This is a genomic window from Arthrobacter sp. 05N33_2 (assembly GCF_056397425.1).
The window spans coordinates 1-5846 of record NZ_JBFTNJ010000109.1; the positions used below are offsets into that span (position 1 = coordinate 1).

General features: G+C 68.4%; 6 protein-coding genes. 3 read left to right on the forward strand and 3 right to left on the reverse strand.

Annotation, left to right across the window (positions count from 1 at the left end; all coding sequences use genetic code 11):
• Window positions 1-88 precede the first annotated feature (88 nt).
• Window positions 89-760 carry a TetR/AcrR family transcriptional regulator gene (locus AC1DHX_RS20035; protein WP_476858926.1) on the forward strand — a complete coding sequence of 224 codons (672 nt, stop codon included), beginning with the start codon at window positions 89-91 and terminating at the stop codon, window positions 758-760.
• Window positions 761-807: 47 nt separating this feature from the next.
• Complete coding sequence (locus AC1DHX_RS20040; RefSeq protein WP_028275685.1) at window positions 808-1419, forward strand: hypothetical protein; 612 nt, start codon at window positions 808-810, stop codon at window positions 1417-1419.
• Window positions 1420-1533: 114 nt separating this feature from the next.
• Here AC1DHX_RS20040 and AC1DHX_RS20045 read toward each other — a convergent pair whose 3' ends face one another.
• Both AC1DHX_RS20045 and dapD read right to left on the reverse strand, forming a co-directional pair.
• Window positions 1534-2385, reverse strand: a complete 852-nt coding sequence (locus AC1DHX_RS20045; RefSeq protein WP_476855764.1) for a hypothetical protein — start codon at window positions 2383-2385, stop codon at window positions 1534-1536.
• 111 nt (window positions 2386-2496) lie between these two features.
• Window positions 2497-3519 (reverse strand): 2,3,4,5-tetrahydropyridine-2,6-dicarboxylate N-succinyltransferase, encoded by a 1023-nt coding sequence (gene dapD / locus AC1DHX_RS20050; RefSeq protein WP_476855765.1) that lies wholly within the window; start codon window positions 3517-3519, stop codon window positions 2497-2499.
• 210 nt (window positions 3520-3729) lie between these two features.
• Between dapD and dapE the strand changes: the two genes are divergently transcribed.
• Window positions 3730-4827, forward strand: a complete 1098-nt coding sequence (dapE, locus tag AC1DHX_RS20055) for a succinyl-diaminopimelate desuccinylase (protein ID WP_476859007.1) — start codon at window positions 3730-3732, stop codon at window positions 4825-4827.
• Window positions 4828-4935: 108 nt separating this feature from the next.
• Here dapE and AC1DHX_RS20060 read toward each other — a convergent pair whose 3' ends face one another.
• Window positions 4936-5772, reverse strand: a complete 837-nt coding sequence (locus tag AC1DHX_RS20060; protein ID WP_223913897.1) for an amino acid ABC transporter permease — start codon at window positions 5770-5772, stop codon at window positions 4936-4938.
• Between the last annotated feature and the right edge of the window lie 74 nt (window positions 5773-5846).

A 5846-nucleotide genomic window follows, 5' to 3' on the forward strand; every position in this document is an offset into this window, starting at 1 on the left:
GCACTGTGCCGCTGTGACCCGCGCCACGTCCCCGCCGGGACCGGTGTGGCCCGGGGCGGCCGCGGCACGTACGTGCTAAAAAAGACCAGTGCCTAAATTTGTCGACGCCGTCATCCGGCGCCAGGAAATAGTTGACGCAGTCTTCAGGATCATCGCAACGGATGGCCTCGAGCGGGCCTCGCTGCGGGAAGTTGCCGATGAAGCGCAGCTGGCCGTCGGCTCGGTGCGGCACTACTTCGCCAGCAGCGACGAGCTGTTGACCCACGCGTTCGCCGTGGTGGTGGACCGAATCGTCGGCCGCCTCACCGACGCGGTCTCCCGGCTGGGCGATACGCCGCCGGTTTCAGGGGAGCAGCATGCGGCCGTCCTGGCGCTGCTGGGTGAGTTTCTTCCGTTGGACGAGGAACGGGCGGTTGATGCCTGCGTCTGGATGGCCTTCAAGAATGCCGCCCGGACAAGGCCGTTCCTGGCCGCCGAGGCCGACCGCAGCCACCGGGCGGTGGCCGCCGTCGTGGGCGGGCTCATCCTGGGCCTGGCCGAGGCTGAAGGCGCTGACGCCGACCACGCGGCCGGCCTCGACCAGCAGGTGCTCGTCACCGAAGCGGAACTGCTGCTGGCAGTCCTCGACGGCCTGACGATGCACGCCCTCCTGCAGCCCGAGTGGATGACGGCCGTGATGTGCAAGGATGTGCTCGAAGCCCACCTGGCGGGCCTGAACCGACGGCTGGCGGCCGGGCAGCCAGCCGTTAACGCCTCATAACAACAGGAATAGACTGAGATCGTACGTCTTGCCAAGGAGGCAATTGGATGCACCACACCGGCGGACCAGGCTGGCGGATCACGATGGATACTTCTGGTCCCATGCTCATTGCCCTCTACGTTCGTGACGCCGCCGGCTTGGACACCGCGGGACACCCGGCGCTCTGCCATGCGGCACCGAAGATCCGCGCCTCGGACCACTCCCACCTGATCGCCGAGGTTGGCGGCCCGGCTGCGCTCAAGACCGAATGGGAGGCCTGGTGGGAACAGCTGCTGAAAGACCACCCGGAAATGTCCCCCGAGCTCTCCCCTCCGGGCTTCCGTGCGTTCAGCAATTCGCCGGCCCTCCGGCGCGTGCTGCAGGCCCACTTCGGGGCCGCTTTGACGTGGGCCCGGGAACGCCTCGCCGAATACGGAACCCTCGAGGCGGAGCGCGAAGCCAACGGCAACAACGAGCTGCTGGCCGACATGGTGGAGGACCGCCTGCTTGACGTGGGACGGGCTTCAAAGGATTTCGGCCTGACGATCATCGAGCTSCCRCTKGCRGAGCCGCGGGCCTGGTATCTSGAGCCCGAYAAAATCATCATGAGCCACGAGCTGTTGTCCCAGCCGGAGCTGTTCCGCAGCTACGTGCAGCCGGTGGTCGATCTCCTCGTCTGAGCCCGCCCGGTGACGGCTGACCCCGCTGGCAACTGACCCCCGCTGGCAACTGACCCCGCTGCCAACTGACCCCGCTGCCAACTGACCCCGCTGCCAACTGACCCCCGGTAGCGGTCAGGTGCCGGGGGCGTCTGCGACGGTAACCCTGACTTGGCCGGCCGGGACTTGGGCCGGCTGCCAGCCGTCGCGGGACTGCCGGTTCCAGGCGCGGCCCTCGACCTCCACGCTGGTGATTTCGAGCTCCTTGGCGTTGGCCACGGCCCACTGGCCCACAGCCCAGGCCTGGGTTCCTTCGGCCTCGACGAGCAGGGTCCGGCCGTCGGTGGACGCCGTCACGTCCCCGAGAGCAGCGGTCAGCCCTGCGGTGACGGCGGCAGGATTCCCGGCGGCGTCGGGGGAGCGCAGCGAGCAGTCCAGGCCTGCGGGCGTCTGCCCGCTCAGGGCGGAGGCGAACGCGCGGGCCATCACCTCATGCTGGGCGTAGGCCTCCGGGTACGCCGAGCGCTGGACGCGCTGGGCGGCAACGGTGATATCGAGCGACTCGTACCCGGAAACCTCGACGAGGGCATCGTAGAACGCATTGCTGGCGTGGTACGGGTCCATCACCTGCGCCGTGGTGCCCCAACCCTGGGACGGCCGCTGCTGGAACAGTCCGCGGGAGTCGGGACCGGCCTGGTCGCCATGGCCGATGTTGCGCAGTTTGGATTCCTGCATCGAGGTGGCCAGCGCGATGCTGGCGGCCCGGGCCGGAAGTCCCCGCCGGACCGCGACGGCGGTGATGAGGGAGGCGTTGGCCGCCTGGTCGGTGGAGAGGTCATCGCCGCCGCTTCCCGTGGCCGTGCAGCGTTCGGTGATCAAGGTCTCCGACCGTTGCAGGAACGTCACCGCGGTGTAGATGCCGCCCGCGACCATCGCCAGGGTCAGCAGAAGGACAATCCGGCGCCGCCAGCTCCCTCGTCGTGCCACGAAAATACTCCCTCAGGCCCCTGGGGGCTGCGTCATCGGCTTTTTCGGCGGGGCGGGTCGGCCCCGCCCGCGCGGTCTTCGCCGCCCGCCATACCGTACCAGCCGGTGCGGTCAGTTGGCGTGCAGGGCCTCGTTGAGCTCCACCGTCTGGCCCTTGCGGGGGAGGACCTCAACCTCACCAGTGGTGGAATTGCGGCGGAAGAGCAGGTTCGGAACGCCGGAAAGGTCCACGGCCTTGACGATCCGGCTGGTGTCTTCGCCGTCGGCGTCCTTGGGGCCGATCACGCGCACACGGGTGCCGGCGGTGACGTAGAGGCCTGCCTCCACCACCGAGTCGTCACCGATGCTGATGCCCACACCGGAATTGGCGCCGAGGAGGACCCTCTCGCCGAGGGAGATCTTTTCCTTGCCGCCGCCGGAGAGGGTTCCCATGATCGAGGCCCCGCCGCCGACGTCGGACCCGTCGCCGGTGATGACGCCGGCCGAGATCCGGCCCTCGACCATGGAGGTACCCAGGGTTCCGGCATTGAAGTTCACGAAGCCCTCGTGCATGACCGTGGTGCCTTCGGCCAGGTGCGCACCGAGCCGGACCCGGTCGGCGTCGGCGATCCGGACGCCGGAGGGAACGACGTAGTCCACCATGCGCGGGAACTTGTCCACGCCGAACACCGTGACGGCGCCGCGCTTGCGCAGGCGCGCCCGGGTCAGCTCGAAGTCCTCCACGGCTGCGGGGCCGAAGTTGGTCCACACCACGTTGGGAAGCTTGCCGAAGATGCCGTCAAGGTTGATGGTGTTGGGCTGGACGAGCCGGTGGGAGAGCAGGTGCAGGCGAAGGTAGGCGTCCGCCGTGTCCGCGGGTGCCGCATCCAGGTTGATCTGGGCGAAGACAACGATCTGCTCTGTGCCCCGGTCCGGGTCAATGCCGCTGGCGGCGATGTCGATCAGCGACTGGTCCGCGTTCTCCACGTCACGCTGGTGCTCCGCGGCGACTCCGAGCGCGGGCGCCGGAAACCACACGTCCAGCACGGTGGCGTCACCGTTGCGGGTGGACACGGTGGCCACCCCGTAGCCATAGGCAGAGCGGGCGTCGGAACGAGCGTCGGCGGGCACAGCGGAAGCAGCAGTTTCAGTCATGGCCCAAGTCTAACGAGAGGCCCCTCGGGCGCTGAAACTCATGACAACCCGATTGACACGCTGCAGGGGCCTCTCGACGCCTGGAAACGGCCCCTGCAGCGACTCAGGTGGGACGGGAAGGCAAACAGATAAGGTGGAACGGTGACCCCCACGAACCCGCGCACCCCTGCCAGTGCCACCGCCAGCGTCCCTGTCCGCACACCGGTCCATCTGGACCTCCGCCAGGACGTCGCCCTGCTCACGGCCGCCCTGATCGACATCAACAGCGTCTCCGGCAACGAGGGGGTCCTGGCCGACGCCGTGGAACATGCCCTCCGCCAGCTGCCGCAGCTGGAGCTGGTCCGCGACGGCGATTCGATCATCGCCCGCACCAACCTGGGCCGGGCCGAGCGCGTCATCCTGGCCGGCCACCTGGACACCGTGCCGTTGCCCACCACAGAGGGCTCGCTGGGGACCGTGCCGGCGTACTGGCCCTCCGGGGCCCCTGGAGAGGGGATCCTCTACGGCCGCGGCGCCACTGACATGAAGGGCGGCGTCGCCGTGCAGCTGGCGCTGGCGGCCACCATGTTCGACGGCGGGGCGGAACCAGGCAAGGACGTCACCTTCGTCTTCTACGACCACGAGGAGGTCGAGGCCGTGAAGAGCGGCCTGGGCCGTCTGGTGCGCAATCACGGCTCCCTGCTCGGCGGGGACTTCGCGATCCTGCTTGAGCCGACCGACGGGACGGTGGAGGGCGGCTGCAACGGCACCAGCCGCTTCGAAGTGACCACGAACGGCGAGGCTGCCCACTCGGCCCGGGCCTGGATGGGCAGCAATGCCATCCACGCCGCGGCCCCGATCCTGGCCCGGCTGGCGGCGTATGAGCCGCAGACCGTGACGGTTGACGGCCTGGACTACCGCGAAAGCCTCAACGCCGTGAAGATCCACGGCGGCACGGCCGGAAACGTCATTCCGGACAAATGCGTCGTGGAAATCAACTACCGCTTCGCGCCGGACAAGACCCCGGACGGAGCCGAGGCCGTCGTGCGCGAACTGCTGGACGGTTTCGACGTCGTGCGCACCGACAGCGCGGCCGGCGCGCGGCCGGGCCTGCACCACCCCGCGGCGGCGTCCTTCGTCGCCGCCGTCGGTGCGGAGCCGAAGCCCAAGTACGGCTGGACCGACGTCGCACGCTTCAGTGAACTGGGCATCCCCGCGGTGAACTTTGGACCCGGCGATGCTCTGCTGGCGCACAAGGACAATGAGCACGTCGAGGCGGACGCCATCCGCGAATGCCTGCGGGCGCTGCGGACCTGGCTGAGCGCTTAGCAAAGGCCAGGAAGCAACGCCCAGGACACCACGACCAGGAAACAAGGCGTAACCCACAAAGGGTCCGGAACCTCCGTGAGGTTCCGGACCCTTTGTGGGTGGGACGGCTTACTTGGCGGCCGGAATACCGGCGACCGGCACGTGCGCCACGCCGCCGGCGGCGCGCTTGGAGCCGCGGCGTTCGAGCCAGATGGCCAGGCGGGAGACCGCCAGGTCGATCGCGATGTAGATGGCCGCGGCCACGAAGAACACCGGGAACAGGTACTGCGGACCCAGGAAGTCAGCCATGACCTGCACGGCCCGGAGCAGCTCGCCGTAGGCGACGATGTAGCCGAGCGACGTGTCCTTCAGCAGCACCACGAGCTGCGCGACCAGGGACGGCAGCATGCGCCGGATGGCCTGCGGCAGCTCGATGGTCAGCCGGCACTGGAAGCTCGTCAGGCCGATCGCCAGGCCGGCCTCACGCTGGCCCTTGGGCAGCGACTGGACGCCGGCGCGGATGATCTCGGCGAAAATCGCCGAGTTGTAAAGGACAAGGCCGGCCACGACGGCGATGAACGAGCTGGTGGCAAAGACGAGCAGCACGAACAGCATCATGAGCACGACGGGCATGCCGCGCAGGAATTCCAGCACGATCCGGGTGGGCACCCTGATCCAGGCGTTGTCCGAGATGCGCATCAGGCACAGGAGCAGRCCCAGCGGGAAGGCAATCACGGCCGACACGGCCGCGGCGGCCAGCGTGGCGCCGATGCCGGCGGCGATCAGGGCCCAGACCTCGGGAAGCTGGAAGACCGCCCAGCGTTTGGGGTCGAAGATTCCCTGCTGGGCGAGGGTCACGACTGCCAGGACGAGGAGGCCGCCGATCACGATCACGCCGATGATGGAGCCGATCAGCGAGACCCGGCGGGCTTTGGGGCCGGGGACGTCATAGAGAACAGAGCTCATCGTGCGATCGCCACCTTTCGTTCAACGACGCTGGCGAGGAAGCCAAGCGGGAYGGTTATCAGCAGGTAGAAGAA

Coding starts and splice junctions, on each gene's coding strand:
- dapD (WP_476855765.1), bottom strand. CDS start 3,519: ATGACTGAAACTGCTGCTTCCGCTGTGCCCGCCGACGCTCGTTCCGAC.